Genomic DNA, 25,673 nt, shown 5'->3' on the forward strand with positions numbered 1-25,673 from the left:
CTAGGGTAATATCCATTCTTCACGAAGAAAGAGGACAGCACTACGGCCATCCCCTCTATTATTTATCATTCTTTAAATTTGCATGTGCACTTTGTACGATTTCCTGCTCAGATACAGGTAATTTATTTTCACCTTTTTCGGCAGGACCATTCCAGCGCAAATGGAGTAAAAATTCGATATTTCCTTCTCCACCTGTGATTGGCGAATAGGACAAATTAATGCAGTCATACCCTTCCTTTAAGGAAAACTCAATGATATGCGTAAGGACCGCCTCATGGGTTTTCGGCTCACGTACGATCCCTTTTTTACCAACCTGCTCTTTACCTGCCTCAAATTGCGGTTTTACAAGCGCCACAACGTCACTGTTCGGCACAAGAAGCGTTTTTAAAACAGGCAGAATTAAACGCAAAGAGATAAAAGAAACATCGATTGTCGCGAACTCTGGTAGACCGCTTTGTAGGTCTGCTGGCGTTACATAACGAAAATTAGTTCGTTCCATAACGACAACACGTTCATCCTGTCTGAGTTTCCACGCAAGCTGATTATAGCCAACATCAAGGGCATATGATTTTTTGACTCCATTTTGAAGTGCACAATCCGTAAAACCACCAGTTGAAGAGCCTACATCAATCATAATTTTATCCTTGATGTTTAAATCAAAATCTTTAATGGCTTTTTCAAGCTTTAAACCACCTCTACTGACATAAGGAATGACATTCCCCTTCACAACTAGTGGTATATCAATTTCTACTTTTTCTCCCGGCTTATCAAGTCGTTCTTCATTCGAATAAACAAGACCAGCCATAATTGATCGTTTTGCTTTTTCTCGTGTTTCGATTAGGCCACGTTCAACTAACAAAACATCGAGTCTTTCTTTTTTTGTACCCATGTCTACACTCTTTTCTGTTTCTTAGGTACGAGATTGTGTATGCGCTCAACCACATTCTCAGTTGTCATGCCAATTTCATGTAACAGGTCATTTACATTTCCATGCTCAATAAATTGGTCTGGAATGCCCATTCGGTCGATTGATGCATGTTGATATCCATGTTCTTGTGCAAATTCGAGAACAGCACTTCCAAATCCACCCATTAATACTGACTCCTCAATTGTTAAAACTGGAAGGCTTGACCCTAAGATTTGGTGCATCATATCATTATCGAGTGGTTTGATAAAACGGGCATTGACCACTCTTACAGATATATCTTCTTTTTCAAGTCGCTCTGCTGCTTCTAAGGCCATTGAAATCGTAGTACCAAAGGTTAGAATGACAGCATCTGTACCAGGTTTTATAATTTCCCATGTACCGATTGGAATAACCTTAAGCTCTTCATCCATTTCGACTCCAAGTCCATTTCCTCTTGCATACCTTAATGCGATCGGACCATCATCATATTGAAGCGCAGTATTCACCATGTGCTGACCTTCATTTTCATCCTTCGGCATCATTAGGACCATATTTGGGATATGTCTTAAGAAAGGAATATCAAACACACCTTGATGTGTTTCTCCATCTGCCCCTACTAAACCTGAGCGGTCAATTCCAATGAACACATTTAGATTTTGGCGACATATGTCATGCACAACCTGATCATAAGCTCTTTGCAAGAAAGTCGAATAAATCGCTAAGAAAGGTTTCATATTTTGCGTGGCCAGGCCTGCAGCCATCGTAGTTGCATGCTGTTCTGCAATTCCCACGTCGAACATTCTGTCAGGGAATTCCTTTGCAAACTTTTCAAGTTTTGAACCTACTGGCATTGCAGGTGTTATTGCAACAATTCGGTTATCATTTTTCGCTAGCTTCCGGACCGTTTCACTAATAACAGCACTCCATGCAGGAGGTGGGTTTACAGGCTTAACAAAATCCCCTGTCTCAATTTTATAAGGACCTGTTCCATGCCATGTACCAACCTTATCTGTTTCCGCAGGCGTGTAACCCTTCCCTTTTTTGGTAATCACATGAACCAACACTGGCCCTTTTGTTTTCTTTGCATATTCAAGTGTCTCAAATAAATCCTCAAAATTATGCCCATCAATTGGCCCTAGGTATGTGAATCCTAGTTCCTCAAAGAAAACTCCAGACACAAGCAAATATTTAAGGCTGTCCTTGATACGCTCAGCAGTTGAAGCTAGCTTGCCACCTACAGCTGGAATCTTTTTGAGTAAATACTCAAGCTCATCTTTAACCCAGTTGTATTTACCCGCTGTACGTAGCCTTGCAAGAACATTATGAAGTGCACCAACATTTGGTGCAATCGACATCTCATTATCGTTTAATATGACAATCATATCTTTCTTTTCATGTCCGATATGATTTAATGCTTCTAATGCCATTCCACCTGTTAAAGCACCATCACCAATGATCGGAACGACAAATTCCTTAGTTCCTTTAATATCTCGTGCAGCAGCCATTCCCATAGCAGCAGAAAGACTGGTTGAGCTATGTCCAGTTTCCCAAACGTCATGCTCACTTTCAATCCGTTTCGGAAACCCACATAGCCCTTTATATTGTCGCAATGTATCAAATTCACAAGCCCGACCTGTCAAAATTTTATGTACATAGGACTGATGCCCAACATCCCAAATGAATTTATCCTTTGGGCTATCAAATTCCTTATGTAAAGCGATTGTTAATTCAACAACCCCAAGATTAGGTCCAATATGTCCACCTGTCTTGGAAAGCTTTTCGATTAAAAATTGACGGATATCCTGACTAAGTTTATTTAATTCATCTATAGACATATTTTTTAGGAACTTAGGGTCTTTAATACTTAGAAGATCCAAAGGATTCACTCACTTTCATTTACTATGTAATACATTTTCAAGAATGTATTTTAATGATCTCTGGATGCGATTAGATTACACATATAGTCTAGTATATCATGTTTCATATCAACACTATATAAAAACCGCCTTGCTTCATCTACATGAAAGGTTAGTTTCTCCTTTGCACCCTCAAGAGTTAATAATGCAGGATACGTATTCTTATGATTACCAGTATCACTGCCGACCGGTTTCCCTAGTTTAACTTCTGTACCTTCAATATCTAAAATATCATCTCGAATTTGAAAGGCTAAACCTAAATGATGCGCAAATTGTGTAAGCTTATCAAGCTGTTCACTAGTAGCATCTGCAAGAATCGCTCCTGCAATCACACTATATGCTAATAATTTTCCTGTTTTATGGCGGTGAATGTATTCTAATTCATCCAGGTTCAAGACTTTACCTTCGCCTTCCATATCCGCCACCTGTCCTCCAACCATACCTTCCGGACCAGAGGCCTTTGCTAATTCAGTAACAAGCAACAGCTTTTTTTCAGGGGATAATTCAGGGCTAATGGATTCAGTAATTACCTGAAAGCTATATGTCAATAGTGCATCACCTGCTAAGATTGCTACTGCCTCTCCAAACACCTTATGATTGGTAGGTTTTCCCCTACGAAGATCATCATCATCCATGCTTGGTAAGTCATCATGAATAAGGGAATACGTGTGAATCATTTCAATAGCACACGCAGTCGGTAATCCGATTACTTCATCTTTTCCAAAAGAACGAAGTGTACCAAGGAGTAATAAAGGGCGGATCCGTTTCCCACCCGCTTCAAGAGAGTAGTGCATCGCTTCCTTTATTATTTTTGGGGCGGATAAGCTAGAAATATACTTTGGAAGCTGTTCTTCAATATTATTTTTTTGTATATCTAAAAATTGTGTTATCTCAGTTGGATTCATGTTCATTCTTCCTCCTGAATCGAAAACGGTTCTAGTTCACCGTCTTCACGTAAAATTTGCTCCATTTGCTTCTCAACATGTTGGAGCTTGTCATGACAAAGCTTTGATAGCTTCATGCCTTCTTGGAAATAAGTGATTGCTTTTTCTAAAGGGACATCTCCTTCTTCAAGATGCCCGACAATTTGCTCGAGTTTCTCCATTGCTTCCTCAAAGGATAATACCATTTCTTCACTCATCTATTGTCTCTCCTCTATTTCAATTACTTCACAGTCAAGATGACCATCCGACAGCTTAACCTTGATTTTATTCCCCTGTTCAACTTGCTGTACACTTTTCACTAAATGTTCTTCCTGATCATATACAAGGCTATACCCACGATCCATGATTTTTAACGGACTAAGTGCCTCTAGCTTCGATACTTGGGACGAAAAAGCAAATTGCTTTTGTTTCAAAATTTGTGTAAATTCTCTTAAAAGCATCTTTGTATTAAGATCCTGCTTTTGTTTGGCACGAATTAGCTTTTCACTAGGATGGTTATGCTGCAAACGTAAACTAAGCTTTTGAAATGCTTCTTGCTTACGAGATATTACCATAGCCCCTTCTCTTTCTAAACGGTCTACCACGCGATCCAGCTGTTGTTGCTTCTGATCATAAAGATTCTTCGGAAAACGAAAAGCATAGGATTTTTTCAATGTATCTAAGCGTTTTGAATCACGTACGAGTTTTTCTTTCATAGCACGGAGTAGACGTGTATGTCTAACAAGTAAGCGTTCTGACAGCTCGGCCATATGTGGCACAGCTAATTCAGCTGCTCCTGTTGGTGTAGGTGCACGTAAATCTGCCACAAAATCAGCGATCGTAATATCTGTCTCATGTCCTACTGCAGAAATAATGGGCACCTTCGACTGAAAAATCGCTCTTGCCACGATTTCTTCATTAAATGCCCAAAGTTCCTCAATTGAGCCACCACCACGGCCAACAATTAACACATCAATTTTTCCAAATTCATTCGCTTTTTCGATGGCTTTAACGACTGATGGCCCCGCATTCACCCCTTGGACAAGGGCAGGAAAGACAATAACTTTTGCGATTGGATATCTACGTCTAATTGTTGTAATTATATCGCGAATCGCAGCTCCTGTTGGTGATGTAACAATCCCAATATAATGTGGTATCTTAGGAATTGGCTTTTTAAAGTTTTGCGAGAAAAGTCCTTCTGCTTCAAGACGTTTTTTCATTTCCTCGTAGGCTAAGTATAAATTTCCTATCCCGTCTGGCTGCATTTCTTTTACATAGATCTGATAGTTTCCATTTGATTCAAATACTGTAACCTCGCCGCGAAGCAAAACTTTCATCCCATTTTCAGGAGTGAATTTTAAATCTCGGTTGTAGCCAGCAAACATCACAGCTTGAATTCGTGCTGATTGATCCTTTATTGTAAAATACATATGTCCACGACTATGCGCCTTAAAATTCGAGATTTCTCCCTTCACCCAAATATCCTGAAGATGAGGGTCCGCATCAAATTTACGTTTAATATATTTTGTTAATGCAGTTACGGTTAGATATCGATTTTGTTCCATTCCTACTAATCCCTACTTCCTAGAAAGAAGGGCGAAATTTTTTGCAGACTGAACCGTATTATGAAGAAGCATTGTAATCGTCATAGGACCAACTCCACCTGGTACCGGTGTAAGGTAGCTTGCTTTCTCTTTTGCTTCGTCAAAAACAACGTCACCAACAAGCTTACCAGTTAATTCAAGGCGGTTTACACCAACATCAATCACAACTGCACCTTCTTTAATATAATCTCCAGGAATAAAATTCGCCTTTCCGACAGCAGCGACTAAAATATCTGCCTGAAGGGTCATCTCTTTTAAATTTTTAGTCCTAGAATGACAATACGTTACTGTAGCATTCTCTTTAAGGAAGAGTTGTCCAACTGGTTTTCCGACAATATTACTTCTGCCAACAACCACGACGTGCTTACCTTCGATTGATATTTGTTTAGATTTTACCATTTCAATAATTCCAAAAGGTGTACATGGTAAGAAAGAATCTTGTCCAGTCATCATGCGACCAATGTTAATCGGATGAAAACCGTCCACATCTTTTTCTGGTGAAATTCTTTCGATAACTGCCGTTTCATTAATCGTATTTGGTAATGGTAACTGAACAAGAATACCATGGATAGAAGGATCCTGGTTTAAGCGGTCAATTTCACTAAGTAAAAATTCTTCCGTAATGGTATCTGGATATTCTAGCATCAAGGAGTAAATGCCAGTTTCCTTACATGCTTTATCCTTTCCTTTTACATAGGATCTTGAAGCTGGGTCATTACCAACCAATAATACAGCTAATCCAGGAACAATACCGTCTTGTGATAAATTCTTTACCTCTTCTGTAATTTCATTACGCTTTGTTTGTGCTAATTCTTTCCCACTTATAATCTCTGCCGACATTTTTCCAACTCTCCCTTATGTACATTGAATTCTTTTATGGACTACAGCGATACTCTACTTTACTAATGTATCTTTTATTTTCGATAGAATAGCATTAATAAAACGACTCGAGCTATCATCACCAAATTCTTTAGCAAGTTCAATTGCCTCATCAATACTTACCTTAACAGGAATCTCCTCTATATATTTCATTTCATAGACAGCAATGCGTAAAATCGAACGGTCTACATTTGCAAGTCTTTCAAGATTCCATTTTTCTAGATGCTCTCGCAATAAAGAATCAATTTCTTCTTTATGTTTGATAACTCCATGTACAATCTGTTCTAGGAAAGGATCTGAAGTCTCTTCTTCAAGTACACTCTCAATCGCTTCATTTGGGTCACTCTGGCTTACATCAACTTGGAATAACGATTGCAAAGCCTTTTGTCGTGCTGTACGTCTTTTCATACGATTTATTTCTCCTTTATATATAGTAAAACTTTTGTCCCACTATCAGTTACATACTAATAACATGATAATATCATAAAATAATTTTAAAATAAAAACCAACTCTTTATTGTAAGGTAAAAATAAAAAAGTCTGATAGCGTTTGCCATCAGACTAACTATTGCCTACATCTCTTCTTCTACTTCGACTTCAGGTTTTTGCGTTTCAAATAATACACCAACAACATGGATGTTTACCTCATTCGCATCTAAAGCTGTCATATTCAATAAAGCCTGGCGTACATTGTCTTGAATTTGACGAGCAACATTCGGAATAGAAACGCCAAAGTTCATTACACAGTACACATCCACAATAATTCCGGTTTCTGTTAGCTCAACTTTAACACCTTTTCCATGGTTCTTCTTTCCAAGTTTCTCAACCACTCCAGAAGCAAAGTTCCCTCTCATTTGTGCGACTCCTTCAACTTCTGAAGAAGCAATTCCTGCAATAACTTCAATTACTTCTGGGGCAATTTCAACCTTACCCAGACCGTTACTGCCTTGATCCATTTCTAAAATATTCGTTTCCGCTGCCATCAGCAAGCACCTCCTATATTTAACTTTATTCAGCCCATCACTTCTATATGTGGTGGTTCAATACTGCATTAGTAATCAATTCAGATGGAGGTTCAAATCCCATCTGAATAAAGTTAAGCCTTCGGCGGATGCCACGATTTTTCAAAGGTAATTTTTCGAGCGTAGGATCAAAGACTAGGAACGCCACGTCCTGTGGCAACGTCTTTGTGACCCACCTCGTGTGGGCCTAAAAAAATCGGGCGCAAATACGCCGTCAATGCGTATTTGATCGTACTACTTCATAACCTCATATAATTCAAGAAATTTTGTGTTGAAGTCTCCACCTACAAATTTTTCATGATTCATAAGCTTCAGGTGGAAAGGAATTGTAGTGTGTACACCCTCAATTACAAATTCACTTAGAGCACGCTTCATTCTTGCGACTGCTTCTTCCCGAGTTGCCCCATATGTAATGAGCTTCGCAATCATCGAATCATAATATGGAGGTATTGAATAGCCAGGATATGCAGCAGAATCTACCCTTACACCTAGACCACCAGGTGGCAAATACATTTCAATTTTGCCTGGCGAAGGCATAAAATTCTTCTCTGGGTTCTCTGCATTGATTCGGCATTCAATGGCCCAACCATTAAATGTTACATCACTTTGAGTGAGTGAAAGCTCTTTTCCTGATGCAACACGAATTTGTTCTTTAATTAAGTCTACACCTGTCACCATCTCAGTAACGGGATGCTCGACTTGAATTCTTGTATTCATTTCCATGAAATAGAATTGATCATTGACATGGTCATAAATAAATTCAATTGTACCAGCACCTGAGTAGTCAACAGCTTTTGCTGCTTTAACGGCAGCATCACCCATTTTTTGTCTTGTAGCCTCACTTAGAGCAGGAGATGGAGTTTCCTCAACTAGCTTTTGTAAACGTCGTTGAATGGAGCAATCTCTCTCTCCTAAATGTATCACATTTCCGTGGTTGTCGGCCATTACTTGAATCTCAACGTGGCGGAAATCTTGAATATATTTCTCAATATATACACCAGGATTTCCAAAAGCAGTAGCAGCCTCCTGTTGAGTGATGTTGATTCCTTTAATAAGTTCCTCTTCATCCTTCGCAACACGGATTCCTTTTCCGCCTCCACCAGCAGTCGCTTTAATAATGACTGGGTAACCCATATCATTTGCCAGCGCGATTGCTTCACCTGTATCTTTAATAATTCCTTGTGAACCAGGCACAATCGGTACACCTGCTACTCTCATCGTTTCACGGGCAACATCCTTTGTACCCATTTTATTAATGGCTTCAGGGCTTGGACCAATGAAAGTTAGATTTACTTCACGACAAAGCTCTGCAAAGTCTGCATTCTCGGCTAAGAACCCATAACCTGGGTGAATCCCTTCACTTTCAGTAAGCTTTGCAACGCTAATAATATTTGTAAAATTTAAATAGCTATCCTTTGAAGATTTCGGACCAATACAATAGGCCTCATCTGCCAGTTGAACGTGAAGAGATTCCCGGTCCGCCTCAGAGAAAACAGCTACCGTTTCAATTCCGAGCTCTTTACAGGCACGAATTATACGAACCGCAATTTCACCACGGTTTGCTATTAGTATTTTTTTTAACATGAGGGTCGCTCCTTACTTATTTGAACAATCATACTATGCTTTTACTAGGAATAATGGTTGACCATACTCCACAAGCTGACCATTCTCAACCAATATTTCAACGATTTCTCCATTTACTTCTGCTTCGATTTCGTTAAATAGCTTCATTGCTTCGACGATACAAACGACTGAATCTTCTTTAACTTTATCACCTTTTTGTACATATGCACCTGCATCTGGAGATGGAGATGCATAGAAAGTACCAACCATCGGTGAAACAATTTTATGGAGGTTTTCATCAACTGCAGATGCTGCTGTAACAGGTTCAGCTGGCTGTGCCTGCGGTTGTACAGGTTGTGCTTGTGCGGCAGGCTGAGCTACTTCAGTAACAACCGGAGCAACCGGCTGTGCTTGTACCTTGCTTTCTACAATGGTTTGTACAGTTGTTTCTTTACTTTTCTTCATTTTAATTTTTGAGCCTTCACTCTCAAAAGTAAACTCGTCAATATTTGAATGATCAACTAACTTAATAAGTTCACGTAATTCTTGAATTTTAAACATCCATTACACTCCTTGTGATTAACTCGAATATAAAACTATAAATTGGTGTCAACATTTTATTGCTAGTATTAGTACCACATACTAACATGATACGATACTTAAAACCCTCTTTTCAATATATTACGGAGATTTTTTCACGAAAACGTTATCATTAATTTCCCATCTTCTCATCTATTTTACCAAAAAGAAAAGAAAGTACAGCATTTTAGCCGTACTTTCTTTTACCTTTTATTTTTCTTTTTCACCAGTTAATTCAAACTCTACTGCAACATTTTGCAGTTCGCCTAACTCACTGCGAACAAGTCGTAGAATCTCATTAGCTTGTTGCTTTGAGCTTTCCTTAGATTTAACTGTAATCTTAATCTTGTCACCTTCTACGCGAACTAAAGCATCCTCGTAGTTATTTCCTTTGATAAGCATCTCGATAATCTTTTCTTTTGATTCAATATCTTCTAGTTTCTTTAACTCATCGTATGCTTTAAGCTTTTGATCTGCTGTTAGTTCTGTTGAAGCCGCTTGTGCTTCTAAATTGCTTCTTATTTTACTGCGGTGCTCATCAATTTCTAAGCGTAATGCAGCAAACATGTCATCACTAGAAACAGAAGAAATCACATTACCATCTTCATCTTCCTCAACAGTTACACTTGCACCGTCTTTATTTTCAGTAGATGTTTCGACATTTTCATTTTCTTTTTCATTATCCTTCTGTTCATCCTGCTCCATCGCAACATCGTTAGGATTGTTTTCAGGAGTCGTAATATAATAGACTGATAACACTACTACTAGACTTAACATTGTTAATAACCATACAGTTTGTTTTTTCAATAACATTTTATGAATCCCCCTTCGTTTTCCTTGGTACAACTGCTACCTTGTGATTTGGTACATCAAAACCTTTTGTAACAGCCTCTACTACCATTTGTTTTATTTTTGCATTCTCAACACCTTTAGCAACGATTAAAACACTTCGTATTTCAGGCTTTTCAATCTTCAAGACGATTGGTGTTTCAGAATCCCCGCTGCGGATGATGACAACTTGTTCATCTTTTGTAATATCCTCAACTTGTCTTTTTCCACCGTCCCTGTCTTCCTCATTTGTAATTTGACTTTGGGTTACGGTGTTTTTTTCAAGTATTTTTGATTCAGTAGCATCTACACTTACTGAAACAATGACATCCTCTACCCCAGCAATTGCTTCAAGTGCTTCTTTGAGCTCGTTTTCATATCGATCCTCATATTTTGCAATTGCTGTTGTTAGTTCATCTTTCTGTCCTCCAAAAGTTGGCTCATCCTTTGCACTTACTTCTGAGGAAGTAGTTGGCATAACAGATGATGTTGGTTTGTCATCTGAAAATAGATTACTAATTATCATAAAGGCTATCCCAACTGCTAATAAAAGTAAGAAATATTGGTTTTTCTTATTTCCCTTTTTATCTGGCGGATCATCCTTGGACCCGGAGAACATTCCTTTGATTTTGTTCAAGATTCCTTTGTCCTTATCCATCTACGACTCTTTCCCCCCTTCCACAGTGACTACAATTTTTTCGGAGTCAATTTCCCATCTGGAAGCTAATGTTTTTGTGATTGCATTAACATTGTTTTGATCTACTTTTTTATACACTGGCTCATTCTGTTTGGAGGTATCAATCTCAACTGTTTTTACTACTGCTACATCATCAGGTTCGGCTGTCTCTTTTGATAGCACCACCTCAATTGACTGAATGTCATCCAACATTTCATCCAAAGTAATAATCTCTTTACTGTCTGCTGCACTTGAAAGGGATACATTTACTTTTTGAACAGTTAAATCATATTCGTTTTGCACCAACTCCTCTTCCACTTCAGATTCCAATTGGACAGCCATTGTTTCTAAAATATATGCACGTTGTGAGGCTTGTATTTCTTTTTTCTTCAAATCTATTAAATTTTCTAGATTTTTTTCACTTTGAACTGGTTTTAAATTCATATTTAACAAGGCCTGGTCCAAATCAGATTTAAAAAGTGAGAACAGAGGAGTTAAGATAATTAGGATTAATAAAAGCCCTGTTACCATTTTTACGTATTTTTGCATACTTGAACTCGGCAGAAGCATGTCCACAATTGTCGCGAGTAAAATGAATAAAATAATATTCGTAATCCATTCGGCAATAAAACTCAGTGTCCTCACCTCCTTGGCCTTTTATCTCACCATCAATGTCAGGTTTCCAGCTGCAATAATAACCGTGATACTTAGGAAAAACATAAGTGACACGATCGCTAATGCTGCAAAGATATATACGACACTTTTACTAATGATATCTAAACAAGCAATGACCGGGCCACCGCCAAGTGGTTGCAGAAGTGCAGCTGCAAGTTTATATATAATGGCTAAGGACAGCACCTTAATCGCAGGGAATGCTGCAATTAGCAGGAGAATAACGACCCCGAAGATACCAACTGTATTTTTTAGAATGACCGATGCGCTGATCACAGTATCGGTTGCATCCGTAAACATCCGGCCAATGACCGGAATAAAATTTCCGGTAATAAATTTTGCGGTCCTGATTGTTATTCCATCTGCAACCGCCGTTGTCGTTCCCTGCACTGAGATAACACCTAAGAAAATTGTCAGGAAAACCCCGATGATGCCAATACTCACATTTCGTAGTAACTGGGCAAGCTGCGTTACCTTGTAATGTTCACTTAACGTACTCACAATGCTTAGTAAGGCTGACATAAACAACAAAGGTAAAACGATATATTGAATCAAAAGCCCGCTGGTATTCATTAAAAATAAGATCAGTGGGTGGAAAAATGCTGCTGATGCAATTCCACCTGATGATGCCACTAACGCAAGCAGTAATGGAACAAGTGCAAGTATAAAATTGATCATCGTCTCGATAGCTTCCTCTGTGTACATGATGGCAACCCTGAAGCTATTTAGAGCAATGATGATTAACACCATGTAAACAATTGCATAAGCAACTTTACTAACTGCACTCTTCTCAAATGAATTTTGCAATGTTTGTAAAAACATACTAAAGATCGTAAGCATGATTAGTGTGCTAAGAAGTTTTCCATTTGCAATCAATTCATGGAACACGAACTTGACGAGTCCTAGCATCCATTCCTTCAATGAAAGCTCCTTCTCGCCCTGAATGAATTCTAGTAAACTACCCTTTTGGCTTTCAGGTAAATAACCTCCATAATCCGTAACAATTTCATCCCAAAATTGTTTTATTTCGTCGATGCCAAGGGTTTCTAGTTGTTCCTCAACCTGTTCATGAATTTGGTTTTCGATGATGTCTTGCTGCAAGGGTGAGGCTTGTACAATATGTGGTAAAGAAAAAAAGAAAAGAAATAGAGCTAGAATAGATAAGGTTTTACTACCGGTCAATGCCAACCACCCCCCCTGAAAACCTTGGTTTCAATTTCAATCGATTTAACTAGGAATAAGTCCAATGATTGTTTCTATTAATACTGTTAAAATTGGTATAGCTAGTGCTAAAATTAGAATTTTTCCTCCGAGTTCAATCTTTGAGGCTAGTGACCCTTGGCCTGCATCTTTTGTAATCTGTGCGCCAAATTCAGCGATGTAGGCTATTCCAATGATTTTGAGAATGGTTTCCACATATACGGTGTTCACATTTGCGTTAATCGCAACTTTCTCAAGCATGCGAATGATATCTGCAATTTCCCCTACTAAAAATAGAAAAATCACACAGCCGATAAATACGACAAGTAAAAAGGCAAAGGTAGGTTTTTGTTCTTTTACAATGAGTGCCAGAAAGGTTCCAATTAAACCTAATCCAACGATTTGTATAATCTCAATCGCTCATCCCCTCCTTACCCCTGAAAGAGGAATACGGCTTTTATCTTTTTAAATAGATCCTCAACGATTGTTGCAACCATAAACAGGATATATATGAAGCCCAACAATGTAACCCACTGGGCATATTCCTTTTTACCCATCTGATCTAGGATTGTATGGAGAAAGGCAACCACAATTCCTACACCGGCTATTTGAAATATAATATTTACATCCACTCCCATTCGCTTCTTCTCCCCCTAAATCAATAAAATGACTACTAATAAACCAGACAAAAAGCCCAGGCTTTTCACCATTTTTTCGTAACGCATTTGTCTATCTTTCGCATCACTTTCTTCACGTTCAAGATGGGTTATAGCAAGTTTTATGTGCTTCTGTTGTGAAGTTCGATCATGCTGTCCAAGCGTTTCTCCAAACTGTTGGAGAATCTCAATTTCTCCTCGATGAAAGGCAGTCAATTTGGAAACCTCTTTTAGGCTTTCATCCCAAGCTATCTTGACACTTACCTCTCCTGTTTGAAGTCGTTTGGCAAAGTCTTCAAAAAAGTAAGAAACAGGCTTCGGAATTTGCCGTGAGAGATGGGTTGCAACATCAATTAAGGGTACATGGCCGTACATAATTTCTGCATCCAGTGATTGTAAGGCTGTTTTTAACATCCTTAGCTGACGAGGTCGTTCACTTAAGCGTCGTGCTGCTTCAAACCCTGCCCAAGTGGTTGCAAGAAGAATGAATATGGCTCCTAAAATTTTTATCATCTACGTCACGCTCACTTTTGGTAAAAGATGCTTTCCAGTAGGACCTAAGATGGATTTTACGGTTCCTGGCCCCTTTGTGCGTGATAACTCTACAAATCTCTCTATTACTCCTGCTTCAATAATCTTCTGTAATGATGGTCGTTTCGTGAGGTCGGAAATTTGATGTCCGTGTGCAGTCACAATCAAACTTACCCCAGCATTAACTGCTTCCATAATCGCTTGACTGTCTTCCTCCCTACCAATTTCATCAACAATTAATACGTCAGGACTCATTGACCTGATCATCATCATCATCCCCTCAGCCTTTGGACAAGCATCTAGGACATCGACTCTAGGCCCCAATGAAGCTTGAGGAACTCCTTTAACACAGCCGGCGATCTCAGAACGCTCATCTACGATTCCGACCTTTAGTGCTGGAATGTGTCTGGATTCGATTCCTGTACTAATCATCCTTGCAAGATCCCTCAGTAAAGTGGTTTTACCAGTTTGCGGTGGACCAATGATGATGGTGTTTTTCCAATAGGAATCATAGAGATAAGGTGCAAGTGGAGCTGCAACTCCAATTTTTTGCTTTGCAATCCGAATGTTAAAGGAAGTCACATCTCGAATCGCTTTGACATTTCCATTCTCCGTGATTACTTTTCCAGCTAGTCCCACTCGATGTCCACCTTGGATGGTAACATAGCCCCGCTTCAACTCTTCTTCAAGTGTATAAATCGAATATTGACCAAGTTTGTTCAGGAGCTGAACGGCATCTTCACCTGTAACGGAATAATTATGAAAAATAGGGATCCCATTCTCAATGATTTCAAGAGGTCGAGCCACTCTTATTCGGATTTCTTCCATTTTTTCTATGCGTTCTGGAGGATACTTGTTTATTAGGCTTGCGATTGGTTTTGGTAGCACATCAATTATTTCTTTCATCTAGTAAACTCCTCACATAATCTCTCATAATTCAATGTATGCAGGCTTGGACACAATATGCCTACTACTCAATCGATTTCTATTTGAAGATCCCATACAAAATAAAGGCAACGCCAAGTCCTATAAAGAGCAGCTTCGAATACGATAGCTGATCAGCCAAACCAATCAGCCCAATTGACATAGTCGCGATAAGAATAAGCGGCCCCACAATGGCTAGCGTTGCATTAACCGCTAACGCTTTTTTCACATCATTAAAAACCAGCATTAAAATGGCCGCCGTTATTTCTAAGCATCCAGATAAAATTCGCAGACCCGCCATCGTCAAAACACTTGAATCAAACATCGAAAATATTCGTTTCATTGTTGTCCCCACCCAATTAAATTTCTTTTGTACAACCTATGCTTGTTCAATCATTTTCAGAAGAGGAATTTTTATGGGTAGGTTTGGTGGTGGTGTTATTGTGGTCTATCTACTGCAGCCCCCCGAACATAAAAAAAGAACCCATCTAAAAAGATGGGTCCCCAATCAATCTCAATATTAATTATGCACGTGATACGTATGAACCTTCAGTTGTGTTAATGATTAACACATCGCCTTCATTAATGAAGAAAGGAACTTGAACGATTAAACCTGTTTCAAGAGTTGCTGGCTTTGTACCACCAGAGGCTGTATCCCCTTTGATGCCAGGTTCTGTTTCAGTAACCTTAAGCTCAACTGTGTTTGGCAGCTCAACACCTAATGTTTCGCTTTGGAACATCATGATGTGTACTTCCATGTTTTCTTTTAAATATTTTAATTCATACTCGATAGCAGATGCTGGTAGCTCAATTTGCTCGTAAGACTCATTGTCCATGAATACATGTGAATCACCGTTAGCATACAGATATTGCATTCTGCGGTTTTCGATTTGTGCTTTTGCTACTTTTTCGCCGGCACGGAATGTTTTCTCTTGAACGGCACCTGTACGAAGGTTACGTAACTTAGAGCGTACAAATGCTGCTCCTTTTCCTGGTTTAACGTGTTGGAAATCCATTACTCTCCAGATTCCACCGTCCACTTCAATTGTCAAACCTGTACGAAAATCGTTAACTGAAATCATATACTATTTCCTCCTAATTCAATTGCGACAAACCTTTTTTGTCTATAAAATAATTAACTCTTTCTTAGAGAATGTTAGTGATTCATTGCCGTCTTTTTTGACAACTACATCGTCCTCAATTCTCACACCACCTAGACCTGCTATGTAAATACCTGGTTCACAGGTTACAATCATTCCTGGTTCTAATACATTGTCAGATCGGAATGATAATGATGGCTGTTCATGAACCTCCATACCAAGACCATGTCCAGTTGAATGACCAAAATATTCACCATAGCCCTTTTCCGTAATATAATCACGAGTTAAGGCATCGGCTTCTATTCCTGTGATGCCGGCCTTAATACCGGCCATACCACGAAGCTGAGCTTCTAAAACAACATCATAAATGTCTTTCAGTTCATCGCTAGGATTCCCTACAGCGACGGTACGTGTGATATCTGAGCAATATCCTTTATAATATGCACCAAAATCAAGGGTTACAAAATCACCTTTTTCAATCACTTTATCACTGGCTACCCCATGTGGTAATGCTGAGCGGTAACCTGATGCAACGATTGTGTCAAATGAAGATGAAGTCGCTCCTTGTTTTCTCATAAAAAATTCTAACTCAGTAGAAACCTCAATTTCAGTAATACCAGGGCGAATCACATCTAAAATATGAGTAAAGGCGGCGTCAGCTATCTCCGCTGCTTCCTTTAATATCTTAATCTCTGAATCCGTCTTAATCAAGCGTAACTTTTCAATCACTCCTGAAACAGGAACAAGTTCTGCTTGAACCTCTTTATCATATGCAGTAAAAGTTGCATAAGAAAGATCATCTTGTTCAAACCCAAGCTTTTTAATTCCCATTTTTTCAGCCTGTTTAGCAACCTCTTCGATGATAGGTCCTGAATGTTGAACAATTTCAAATTCCTTCACCTGTTCACTGGCCTGCTCGACATAACGAAAGTCTGTAATAAAAACTGCCTTCTGTTCTGAAATAAGGGCAACTCCTGCGGTACCTGTAAAATTAGTTATGTAACGTCTGTTATAACTATTCGTAACTAATAAGCCATCAATTCCAAAACCTGAAAAACTTTCACGTAGCTTTTCTAATTTACTCATCTAGCTTTCCCCCTAAATGGTCTATCATTGCTAATAACGCAAGTTTGTAGCCGTATACACCTACTCCGACAATTTGCCCAATTGTAACAGGAGCGATGACTGATGTGTGTCGAAATTCCTCACGAGTATGAATATTCGATATATGTATCTCCACCACAGGTACAGTAACGCCAGCAATTGCATCGCGAATCGCATAGCTATAATGCGTAAAAGCCGCTGGATTCATTACGATTCCATCGTATTCTCCTTCGGCATTATGGATAGCATCAATAATCGCACCCTCGTAATTCGATTGGAAGCAATCCAGCTCCACATTCTTGTTTTGTGCAAACTCAGTTAGGTCTTTCTCTACATCGGCTAGCGTGAGACTCCCATAAATATGCGGCTCCCTTTTGCCAAGTCGATTTAAATTAGGTCCATTAATAAGGAGTATTTTCTTCATATATAAATCTCCCTTTAAAAAATAGAATGTTCGAACAAGAACATTCTACCATATCTTACCCTAATTTACCTACTCATTTGTAGCGACGACACGCCTTTCAGCCCTCATTTCATTTTCTTCAAATGAAATCGAGTAACCAATAAAGACACCATATAGGATATAAAAGCATATTGTAGTAATAACTGTATTACGTTCTAATTCCCCAACAGTTTTAATATCAGGAAAGATCGGATTAAACACATAAAACACAATAAGCCATAAGGCAATGCCAAATGCAGCACCAACCCAAATGGACTGAAACTTTTTTAATAAAGCATAATATAAAAGTGCTACACCGATTGATATAATACCAATCATAAAAATCCCAATAAACTGACCTAACACACGGTTTTTCCAATCTCCAAGAATCCATGGTTTGAGGATAAGATTTGGGCTAAGTTCCGTAAAATTAAAAATATACGTTAAGTACGACAATAGACTCCAAAATATCCCCCCAAACAAACCAATTACTACAACTTTAGCCATTAAAGACATGTCTCCGTTTTTTTTGTTTTGTTCAAGTTCTGGATTCTTTTTTTCAGCATCTACCATAGGTCAACACCTCCATTCGGTAGTATGTCCAGAACTTTTTTAATCTATTTTAAAAGATTCGCGGAAAAATGTGTATCCGTGGTAATTACTGGGTAGAATAGTAAATGTTAGTTTGAATAAAAAATAAAATTCAAATAATTGATGCTTTTAACATAGAGGTTTATTAGCTTATCTTGTAGAATATATATAAGAATAAGTACTTACTATTTTTTCATGTATCGATCAATTTACTGAAATATACGGGCAACAATGACATGGTTTCATAATACAATATAAGTATAGCTTTCAGGAGGTGTATCTCATGAATCGTCGTAAATCAAATATAGTCGTCATTATTTTACTAGGATTAGGAGCACTTGGATTTGTCTACACCCTTTTCACTCGTCCAGGTTCATTACTCGTGCAAGCAGGCATGATTTTCCTTTTCGTAGGTATAATCTATCTACTATATAAATTTGTGATTAGTCGACGAATGGGAGGAAAAGAAAATTCCGCTTATTTACGCGCAGCAAAGCAATCTAGGAAACGTTTCAAAACAGGAAGTCAGAGGAAGTCACGGACTATGGGAATGGGGAATAAAAAACCTACGACCAGCGCGGCAAAACGATCGAATGTAGCGTCTATTCATAAAAAGCGAAAAACGAATACGACACACCTAACTGTTATTGAAGGTAAAAAGGGCAAAAAGAAGAATCGAGCATTATTTTAAACTTTATTCAGCACATAAGCTGGATAAAGTTTTTTTATACGCTGGATTCTTCTCTTGTTTTATTTAATAACCCCAAGTTCGTAAAAAGGCTTCTGTACGTTGTTTCCCAAGTTGAATAAGCTCTTGCTTTTTTTCACCTGTTACTCCAAATTCAGTTGTTAATCCACTTTCAACTGGGATAAAAATAATATTTTTTTCGTGTCTACGCGAGATATAACGTGCATCGTGTGCATTCTTCATTGTTTCAAAAAGAGCTCCAAACATATCAATCGCATTATGAATTTTATTTTGCTTTTGCTGCTGATTATTCCCACTAAGCCTAATTCCAATGACTGGGCGTTTTTTCAGCTTCATTTCCTCATCAAAAAGCCATATGGGAAAATTAGAGAGTACTCCTCCATCGACAACGATAGTGTTTCCTTTATAATCTTTTAATCGCACGGGCTCAAAGAAGTATGGAAGACTACAACTCATCCGAACTGCTTTTGCCACCGGAAAAGTTTGAGGGTGAATGCCATAGCGCTCTAAATCGTCGGGTAATACCATGATTCTTCCATTTGTTAAGTCTGACGCAATAATTCTTAATGATCCGGGAGGGAGGTTTTGAAAGGTAACTACACCCTTTGCAAGAAGCTTTTGATATATCCATTTTTCCAACATATCGCCTTTGTATAAACCGAGGCGCCAATATAGGAGTAGCCACTTTGTTAAAGCTGTGTTCAACGGGGTCTTGCGTTCATCTAAAAAATCGCTGAGGTCTAACTCTTCCATGAGATTGATAATTTCATCGCTTGTGTAACCAGCAGCTATTAGAGCAGCAATTAAGGACCCTGCGCTGGTACCTGCCAATCTTTTAAATCTAAACCCTTTTGCTTCGATTGCTTGATAAGCCCCTATTAGCGCAAAGCCTTTAATGCCCCCACCTGAAAAAACGCCATCAATAAACATCGTACCCCTCCCAATCAATCCCTTTATACATTTTTAATCGGATAGCTTGGGATTTAGTACGCGTGTTTTTTTGAATATAAAAAAAGAGGGAATCCGTACAGGATTCTCTCTTTAGCGTTTGATTACAATCCGCATTTAAGTTGTGCATTACAGTTTGTACATGTGTTACATCCACCGAGGTCTTCTACCGTACCTTGACGGCAAACCGGACAAGTGTCGCCTACTTCAGAACCGATTGTAACGTCCGTTTGACGTAAATCAATGACAGTGTCCATTAGGACCACACGATTTTTTGGCTTTTCTTCTTCAGTTGTAACTTCAGCTTCTTCAAATGTGTTTTCTTCCGCCTTAAGCGTAAGAACTTGAGCATCACGGCTTCCATCTACGTATACTGTACCACCTTTTGCTCCACCTTTGTAGAGGCGCTCATATACACCTTCTACTTGAGATACAGTGTAGCCTTTTGGTGCGTTAACAGTTTTACTGATTGAGCTGTCAATCCAACGTTGGATGACACATTGTACATCTGCATGTGCTTCTGGTGAAAGTTCCATTGCAGAAACAAACCAGTTAGGTAGGTTGTTAGGATCTGCTTCTGGGTGTTTATCTAAATATTCTTGAACGATATCCGCTTTAACTTCTATAAACTTACCTAAACGTCCACTTCTAAAATAAGAGAATGAGAAGTAAGGTTCTAAACCTGTTGAAACGCCAACCATTGTCCCTGTGCTGCCCGTAGGAGCAACGGTTAGTAAGTGTGAGTTACGAATTCCGTATTGTTTAATTCCTTCTTTAATATCTTCAGGCATCTTTTGCATGTATCCAGTATTAATTAAAGCTTCTCTGATACGATTGCCATCTTCCGGTGAATTACCTTCTAAGAATGGGAAGCTGCCTTTTTCTTTTGCAAGTTCAATTGATGCGCGATAAGCAGTTGTTGCAATTGTTTCGAACACTTCGTCAACTAACTTATTTCCTTCTTCTGAACCATATTCAGTTTCACAATAGATCAGTAAATCGTGTAATCCCATAACCCCAAGACCAACACGGCGCTCACCTAGTGCTTGCTTTTTATTCGCTTCTAAGAAGTATGGAGTCGCATCGATTACGTTATCCTGCATTCTTACTCCAACTTCAACAGTTTGCTTTAGTTTTTCAAAGTTAACAGTCTTTGTTTCTTTATCAACCATTTCAGCTAAGTTAACCGCTGCAAGGTTACATACTGAATATGGTGCGAGGGGTTGCTCGCCACACGGATTTGTTGCAACAACTTTTTGACCATAGCTTTGTGCATTTGTCATGTCGTTTGCATTATCGATGAAGAAAATTCCTGGTTCTGCAGCATAGGTTGCGCAGATATTGATTAGGTTCCAAAGATCTCTTGCTTTGATCTTACGGTATACACGTACTTTGTGGCCAAGTTTCTCCCACTCACGTACGTCCCCAACCTTGTGCCATTCTTCATTGTAGATTTTCATTTCTTCTTCATTGTAGCTTTCAACATCCGGGAATTTAAGTTCATATAACCCATCTTCTTCAACAGCTTGCATAAAGTCTTTAGTAATACAAACTGAGATGTTTGCACCAGTTAAGAACTCTGGATTATGAACACTGTAAGTTCCACCAGTAACTATTTTTTGTTCCGCATCTTTAATGATTTTTTCACTAAAACCACCGTAACCAGGAATTTGCTTGTAATTTACGATTCCTTGGTACATTTGAATTTCCTGTTCCGTAAATGGAGTGAATTTTAACTTTTCTTGAGCATATTTTTTAATTGTTTCATCTTGTGTATTTTCCATTAGATAACGAAGAATTCTTGGATTTTGCATCTTCGAAATGATGAATTCAATAATATCAGGGTGATCAGATTGAAGCATGATCATTTGAGCGCCCCTGCGCGAACCCCCTTGCTCAACTAGATGTGTAAGTTTCGCAATGTCATCAAGCCATGAAACGGAACCAGACGACTTACCGTTTACACCGCGTGCTAGTGCGTTACGTGGACGTAGTGTAGAACCGTTTGTTCCAACTCCACCACCTCGGCTCATTATTTCCATAACCTGTTTACGGTGCTCAGAGATACCTTCACGAGAATCCTGTACATAAGGCATTACGTAACAGTTAAAGTACGTAACATCAGTATCCGCACCTGCTCCGTAAAGAACACGTCCAGCTGGAATGAAGTTTAGATTTACAAGCTCTTGATAGAACTTTTCAAACCATTGCTTGCGCTTCTCCTCCGTTTTCTCTACTGCAGCCAAACCAGTGGCATTTCTTTTTGCAATTTGCTCATAGAAGATTTCGAGCGGTTTCTCAATAACATCAAGTGAACGATTAACAATACCTGTTTCGATTTCTTCAGGCTTGTCCAACACACCACGATACTCTCCGTCTACAAGCACCTGCGCTGTCTTCTGTTCCCAATCAATGTTAATGATGAAACCTAGACCACGAGCTGGAAACTTTGGATCCTCCTTGATCGTTAGAACAACAAAGTCACCTTCTGCAAGAGTAATCTTCTCAGTATCCTTAAACGTATACCGGTCAAGCATTACGAGCCTTGATACGCCCTTGTGGGTAATCTTCATATCCTCCGTAATTGGATGGACTTGAGGAAAAAGGCGTATATCCTGGTTCAGCCTTTCAACATTCATATTCATTTTTTCTAGCACAACAGTCATTCCCACATCTCCCTTTTAAATCTATTAATCTACATAATGTTTATTTTTTATATGATAAAATTAAAGTATCATATATCGATTTGAAAGACAATACAAAAATCAATATATAGTGTTAAAATAATTTTCGACACCACTACATATTGATTTTTTAGATAAATAAAATCTTTTTTGTCAAACTGAAAATAGTATAAGATATACAGTAAAACAGAGGAAAAACTAGGTAAACTAAATTATTTCATCTTTTTTGAAGAATTTTGTCGGTTGATTTTTCCCTTAAAAGAACAAACCTAATAATACCAAGGATAGGTCTTTTAGCCAAGTAAAAAACGACTAAAAAAAGTCGTTATCGTTTATAATTCCATTCATCTGATTTATAGCGTTTTTTTGCAATTTCATGAACATAATCCAATTCTTCATCCGTCAATTGATAAGGTTCAAGTACTATATTTAGTCCATCCTCAAATCCTTCTTTAAATGCCTGTTTGGCTTCATCAATCGTAACTGGGTTCTCCCTTAATGAATTGATAGCCACTGCTTTATTTTTAAAATTCCGCTGCATTCTTTCCTTTATACGCTCACTCGGATATTTAAATAGGTCAAATAATTTATCCTCATCTATATCTAGTAGGATTGATCCGTGCTGAAGAATTACACCCTTCTGTCGCGTTTGAGCACTCCCAGCTACCTTTCTTCCTTCAACAACAAGCTCGTACCAAGAAGGTGCATCGAAACAAACTGCAGAACGTGGATTTTTTAAGCCTTCTCGTTCTTCGGCCGTTTTTGGAACTGCAAAATATGCATCAAGACCCAACTTTAGAAACCCCTGTAAAATTCCTTCTGAAATGACACGATAAGCTTCCGTTACCGTGTGAGGCATTTCAGGATGCTCCTCCGATACAATTACACTATAAGTTAACTCTTGATCATGTAGTACCCCTCTACCACCAGTCGGTCGACGAACAAATCCTAGGCCATATTTTTTAACGGCTTCTAAATCGATTTCTCTTTCTACTTTTTGAAAGTAACCAATTGAAAGAGTCGGTGGATTCCAGCCATAAAAACGAATGGTTGGAGGAATTTTACCCTCACTGTTCCAATCAAGCAATGCTTCATCTAAAGCCATATTAAACTCAGGCGAACAATTGCCTGAATCAATAAATCTCCATACCTCTTTTCCCATAATAAACCCTCTTTAATCAAAAATTATGAACCTCCCTTAGTCTATCAGAACAAAATTGAAATTCAAAATCAAATACTCCAGAGAATTCCTTTGATTCTTTTAAGTCACACGAATATAATAGAAAATGAGAGATAGAAAAAGGAGTAGATTGATTTTGGAAATACTTTTAATTGTTTTAGGTGCAATAATCGCATACGGTATTTTTACATTCTTCTATCAGCGTAAAATAGTAACTGTTTTAACTGAAGAACAGTTCCGTGAAGGATATCGTAAAGCACAACTAATCGATGTACGTGAACCAAACGAATTTGACGGAGGTCATATTCTAGGCGCACGTAATATACCATTATCCCAAATGAAACAACGTTTAACAGAAATCAGACCTGATAAGCCAGTCTACTTGTACTGCCAAAACACGGTTCGTAGTGGTCGTGCAGCCCAATTGCTTCGTAGAAAAGGGTACAAAGAGCTTTACCAACTACAAGGTGGCTTTAAAAAGTGGTCAGGTAAAATAAAGAAAAAATAACCTATTCCATTTTGGAGTAGGTTTTTTCATGTCTTGTGTATAATAAACTATGGAAAGATATAACTCGAGGTGATACTTTGAACATTTCGAAAGGGCTTTACCATACCATCTACCACCCAAGATTAGTCATCATCCCACTTATCGTTAACGTGATTCAAACATTCATTGGAGCCTTAGGCATCTACTTTGGTTTTACTGCCTTTTCTTTTTATCATTTTGATTCCCAATTCCCCTACGGGATTCCACTAGTAAATAATGAAATTCTTTCTATATATGGACCATATACAAACAACTGGCTATTAACTAGTATAGCCACAATAGTAATACTATTTATAAAAAGCTACGCACTCAGCATGTATCTTGGATCCATGAAATGCTTTTTAGAGGGACCTGATAATACATATTCAATATTAAAAATTGCACCCTACTATTTTAAAAGAATGATACTATTTTCGATAATTGAGCTCCTAGTTAGTAGCATAATTTTTCTACTAACTCATACTTTTTGGCCATTAGCAATAATAGGTATTTTAGTCTTACTTTTATTCTCTTTAACTCCATACATAGTTGTATTAGAAGATACAACTATTAGGGATGCAATTGTAAAATCACCTAAGTTATTGCTAAAAAATTTTGGCGCCTTGTTATGGATTGGAGTAGTGTCACTGTTCTTGACAACTTTACTAACAAGACTTCCTTTTGCAAATACAAAAGTCGAATATTACATGGTTTCACTTTTATACAGTATTATTGGCACCACTATGATATTTGCAGTAATGAATTGTTTATATAAAAGCATATACAAATTCAGTCTGCCGTCAAAGAAAGTTAAAAAATCGAGAAAGTACTTCCCGCCACTCTGGACTGCGGCACTACTTTTACCCTTTTTAGGGGCTTTGCTGGTCTCTAATTAAGACAAAGAAGCGTTAAATGAGTAATTGGGAAGAAATATTAATGAGGTAATCTATCGAAAGAGTGTTTGTTACATATTGATCATGTTTCAAGGTGAAATGTTTATACGATTAGAGACTTTCGGAATACCATTTATCGTTTTTCGATCTGACGATATACCGTTTAAGCTGTTTGCGGTATAGCATTTATCGTTTCTCGTTATGATGCTATACCGTTTAGGCTCTTTGCGGTATAGCACTTATCGTTTCTCGTTATGACAATATACCGTTTAGGCTCTTTGCGGTATAGCATTTATCGTTTCTCATTATAACGATATACCGTTTAAGCTGTTTGCGGTATAGCATTTATCGTTTCTCGTTATGACAATATACCGTTTAGGCTCTTTGCGGTATAGCATTTATCGTTTCTCGATATGATGATATACCGTTTAGGCCATTTGCGGTATAGCACTTATCGTTTCTCGATATAATGCTATACCATTTAGGCTCTTTGCGGTATAGCACTTATCGTTTCTCGTTATGATGATATACCGTTTAGGCACTTATTATTTTTTCAAATGCAACAAAAAAGACCAACCATAACGGTTGATCTCTTAGTTGCCTAGCGACGTCCTAC

29 protein-coding genes are annotated in these 25,673 nt (G+C 38.3%); 3 read left to right on the plus strand and 26 right to left on the minus strand.

Annotated features, from left to right (window positions below; translation table 11 throughout):
- Positions 1-58: 58 nt before the first annotated feature.
- From CKK03_RS00380 to CKK03_RS00490, 23 genes are all read right to left on the minus strand, one after another.
- Positions 59-889 (minus strand): TlyA family RNA methyltransferase, encoded by an 831-nt coding sequence (locus CKK03_RS00380; protein ID WP_099360663.1) that lies wholly within the window; start codon positions 887-889, stop codon positions 59-61.
- A 2-nt stretch (positions 890-891) separates the two neighbouring features.
- Positions 892-2,784, minus strand: a complete 1,893-nt coding sequence (gene dxs, locus CKK03_RS00385; protein WP_099360664.1) for a 1-deoxy-D-xylulose-5-phosphate synthase — start codon at positions 2,782-2,784, stop codon at positions 892-894.
- A gap of 50 nt (positions 2,785-2,834) precedes the next feature.
- Positions 2,835-3,728 (minus strand): polyprenyl synthetase family protein, encoded by an 894-nt coding sequence (locus CKK03_RS00390; RefSeq protein WP_099360665.1) that lies wholly within the window; start codon positions 3,726-3,728, stop codon positions 2,835-2,837.
- Positions 3,729-3,730: 2 nt separating this feature from the next.
- The gene (locus CKK03_RS00395; protein WP_099360666.1) at positions 3,731-3,964 is read right to left on the minus strand and encodes an exodeoxyribonuclease VII small subunit; all 234 of its coding nucleotides are present in this window, start codon (positions 3,962-3,964) and stop codon (positions 3,731-3,733) included.
- The gene (gene xseA, locus CKK03_RS00400; protein ID WP_099360667.1) at positions 3,965-5,311 is read right to left on the minus strand and encodes an exodeoxyribonuclease VII large subunit; all 1,347 of its coding nucleotides are present in this window, start codon (positions 5,309-5,311) and stop codon (positions 3,965-3,967) included.
- A gap of 12 nt (positions 5,312-5,323) precedes the next feature.
- Positions 5,324-6,190, minus strand: a complete 867-nt coding sequence (gene folD / locus CKK03_RS00405) for a bifunctional methylenetetrahydrofolate dehydrogenase/methenyltetrahydrofolate cyclohydrolase FolD (protein WP_099360668.1) — start codon at positions 6,188-6,190, stop codon at positions 5,324-5,326.
- 54 nt (positions 6,191-6,244) lie between these two features.
- Positions 6,245-6,637: a transcription antitermination factor NusB gene (gene nusB / locus CKK03_RS00410; RefSeq protein ID WP_099360669.1), complete on the minus strand. Its 393-nt coding sequence runs from the start codon at positions 6,635-6,637 to the stop codon at positions 6,245-6,247.
- 164 nt (positions 6,638-6,801) lie between these two features.
- A complete protein-coding gene (locus CKK03_RS00415; RefSeq protein ID WP_099360670.1) occupies positions 6,802-7,212 on the minus strand; it encodes an Asp23/Gls24 family envelope stress response protein in 411 nt (136 codons plus the stop codon).
- A gap of 273 nt (positions 7,213-7,485) precedes the next feature.
- Positions 7,486-8,835 carry an acetyl-CoA carboxylase biotin carboxylase subunit gene (gene accC / locus CKK03_RS00420; protein WP_099360671.1) on the minus strand — a complete coding sequence of 450 codons (1,350 nt, stop codon included), beginning with the start codon at positions 8,833-8,835 and terminating at the stop codon, positions 7,486-7,488.
- 33 nt (positions 8,836-8,868) lie between these two features.
- Positions 8,869-9,375 carry an acetyl-CoA carboxylase biotin carboxyl carrier protein gene (gene accB, locus CKK03_RS00425; RefSeq protein ID WP_099360672.1) on the minus strand — a complete coding sequence of 169 codons (507 nt, stop codon included), beginning with the start codon at positions 9,373-9,375 and terminating at the stop codon, positions 8,869-8,871.
- A 228-nt stretch (positions 9,376-9,603) separates the two neighbouring features.
- On the minus strand, positions 9,604-10,206 hold the full coding sequence (locus CKK03_RS00430; RefSeq protein WP_099360673.1) for a SpoIIIAH-like family protein: 603 nt from the start codon (positions 10,204-10,206) through the stop codon (positions 9,604-9,606).
- A 1-nt stretch (position 10,207) separates the two neighbouring features.
- The gene (spoIIIAG, locus tag CKK03_RS00435; RefSeq protein WP_099360674.1) at positions 10,208-10,879 is read right to left on the minus strand and encodes a stage III sporulation protein AG; all 672 of its coding nucleotides are present in this window, start codon (positions 10,877-10,879) and stop codon (positions 10,208-10,210) included.
- Positions 10,880-11,542 (minus strand): stage III sporulation protein AF, encoded by a 663-nt coding sequence (gene spoIIIAF / locus CKK03_RS00440; protein ID WP_245863936.1) that lies wholly within the window; start codon positions 11,540-11,542, stop codon positions 10,880-10,882.
- A gap of 12 nt (positions 11,543-11,554) precedes the next feature.
- Positions 11,555-12,751, minus strand: coding sequence for a stage III sporulation protein AE (spoIIIAE, locus tag CKK03_RS00445; RefSeq protein ID WP_099360691.1), 1,197 nt, complete (start codon positions 12,749-12,751; stop codon positions 11,555-11,557).
- A 45-nt stretch (positions 12,752-12,796) separates the two neighbouring features.
- The gene (gene spoIIIAD, locus CKK03_RS00450; RefSeq protein WP_099351856.1) at positions 12,797-13,186 is read right to left on the minus strand and encodes a stage III sporulation protein AD; all 390 of its coding nucleotides are present in this window, start codon (positions 13,184-13,186) and stop codon (positions 12,797-12,799) included.
- A 14-nt stretch (positions 13,187-13,200) separates the two neighbouring features.
- On the minus strand, positions 13,201-13,407 hold the full coding sequence (gene spoIIIAC / locus CKK03_RS00455) for a stage III sporulation protein AC (protein WP_010284588.1): 207 nt from the start codon (positions 13,405-13,407) through the stop codon (positions 13,201-13,203).
- 15 nt (positions 13,408-13,422) lie between these two features.
- A complete protein-coding gene (gene spoIIIAB / locus CKK03_RS00460) occupies positions 13,423-13,938 on the minus strand; it encodes a stage III sporulation protein SpoIIIAB (protein WP_099360675.1) in 516 nt (171 codons plus the stop codon).
- Complete coding sequence (gene spoIIIAA / locus CKK03_RS00465) at positions 13,939-14,862, minus strand: stage III sporulation protein AA (RefSeq protein ID WP_099360676.1); 924 nt, start codon at positions 14,860-14,862, stop codon at positions 13,939-13,941.
- Between the two features lie 79 nt (positions 14,863-14,941).
- Positions 14,942-15,223, minus strand: coding sequence for a YqhV family protein (locus CKK03_RS00470; protein WP_099360677.1), 282 nt, complete (start codon positions 15,221-15,223; stop codon positions 14,942-14,944).
- Between the two features lie 181 nt (positions 15,224-15,404).
- The gene (gene efp, locus CKK03_RS00475) at positions 15,405-15,962 is read right to left on the minus strand and encodes an elongation factor P (protein ID WP_099351860.1); all 558 of its coding nucleotides are present in this window, start codon (positions 15,960-15,962) and stop codon (positions 15,405-15,407) included.
- 42 nt (positions 15,963-16,004) lie between these two features.
- On the minus strand, positions 16,005-17,066 hold the full coding sequence (locus CKK03_RS00480; RefSeq protein ID WP_099360678.1) for a M24 family metallopeptidase: 1,062 nt from the start codon (positions 17,064-17,066) through the stop codon (positions 16,005-16,007).
- On the minus strand, positions 17,059-17,508 hold the full coding sequence (aroQ, locus tag CKK03_RS00485) for a type II 3-dehydroquinate dehydratase (protein WP_099360679.1): 450 nt from the start codon (positions 17,506-17,508) through the stop codon (positions 17,059-17,061). Before aroQ ends, CKK03_RS00480 begins: the two co-directional genes overlap by 8 nt.
- Before the next feature lie 69 nt (positions 17,509-17,577).
- Complete coding sequence (locus tag CKK03_RS00490; RefSeq protein WP_099360680.1) at positions 17,578-18,099, minus strand: YqhR family membrane protein; 522 nt, start codon at positions 18,097-18,099, stop codon at positions 17,578-17,580.
- A 301-nt stretch (positions 18,100-18,400) separates the two neighbouring features.
- Between CKK03_RS00490 and CKK03_RS00495 the strand changes: the two genes are divergently transcribed.
- On the plus strand, positions 18,401-18,808 hold the full coding sequence (locus tag CKK03_RS00495) for an SA1362 family protein (RefSeq protein ID WP_099360681.1): 408 nt from the start codon (positions 18,401-18,403) through the stop codon (positions 18,806-18,808).
- A gap of 63 nt (positions 18,809-18,871) precedes the next feature.
- On the opposite strand, the gene CKK03_RS00500 is transcribed toward CKK03_RS00495, so the two are convergent.
- From CKK03_RS00500 to lipM, 3 genes are all read right to left on the minus strand, one after another.
- Positions 18,872-19,756 carry a patatin-like phospholipase family protein gene (locus tag CKK03_RS00500; RefSeq protein WP_099360682.1) on the minus strand — a complete coding sequence of 295 codons (885 nt, stop codon included), beginning with the start codon at positions 19,754-19,756 and terminating at the stop codon, positions 18,872-18,874.
- A 122-nt stretch (positions 19,757-19,878) separates the two neighbouring features.
- A complete protein-coding gene (locus CKK03_RS00505) occupies positions 19,879-22,440 on the minus strand; it encodes a vitamin B12-dependent ribonucleotide reductase (protein WP_099360683.1) in 2,562 nt (853 codons plus the stop codon).
- A gap of 343 nt (positions 22,441-22,783) precedes the next feature.
- Entirely contained in the window at positions 22,784-23,620 is an 837-nt protein-coding gene (lipM, locus tag CKK03_RS00510) for an octanoyltransferase LipM (RefSeq protein WP_099360684.1), read from the minus strand.
- 124 nt (positions 23,621-23,744) lie between these two features.
- On the opposite strand from lipM, the gene CKK03_RS00515 reads away from it, so the two are divergent.
- Positions 23,745-24,146 (plus strand): rhodanese-like domain-containing protein, encoded by a 402-nt coding sequence (locus CKK03_RS00515; RefSeq protein ID WP_099360685.1) that lies wholly within the window; start codon positions 23,745-23,747, stop codon positions 24,144-24,146.
- A 77-nt stretch (positions 24,147-24,223) separates the two neighbouring features.
- A complete protein-coding gene (locus tag CKK03_RS00520) occupies positions 24,224-25,060 on the plus strand; it encodes a hypothetical protein (protein ID WP_142353988.1) in 837 nt (278 codons plus the stop codon).
- Positions 25,061-25,673: the final 613 nt, after the last annotated feature.

Origin of the sequence: Fredinandcohnia onubensis, assembly GCF_002734215.1 — a bacterium.
GTDB classification, from domain to species: Bacteria; Bacillota; Bacilli; order Bacillales; family Bacillaceae_L; genus Ferdinandcohnia; species Ferdinandcohnia onubensis.